The sequence below is a fragment of the Arthrobacter sp. SIMBA_036 genome, assembly GCF_046535135.1.
GTDB lineage: Bacteria > Actinomycetota > Actinomycetes > Actinomycetales > Micrococcaceae > Arthrobacter.
In genome coordinates, this window is record NZ_JAWRXG010000174.1 from 1 (window position 1) to 271 (window position 271).

The window sequence follows — 271 nt, forward strand, 5'->3', positions numbered from 1 at the left end:
GGCGCAATCATTGCCAGCCTCTCCATTCCCTGGGGTTCGTCGAAAGGCGATGACGATCTTGGCGGCTATCATCTTGTCTGGACGCGCGATCTCGTCGAAACGGCAGGCGGGCTGCTCGCGGCCGGAGCACATGCCGATGCGCTCGAGGTTCTCGACTATCTGGTCGCGACCCAGGAGGCCGACGGCCATTGGGTACAGAATTCCTGGCTCGACGGGCGGCCCTACTGGAAGGGCATCCAGATGGACGAGACGGCTTTTCCGATCCTGCTCT

1 protein-coding gene is annotated in these 271 nt (G+C 62.4%); it reads left to right on the top strand.

Annotated elements, in window-relative coordinates; all coding sequences use genetic code 11:
• A partial coding sequence (locus tag SB659_RS19545) for a glycoside hydrolase family 15 protein (protein ID WP_410551603.1) occupies window positions 1–271 on the top strand: 271 nt, incomplete at both ends.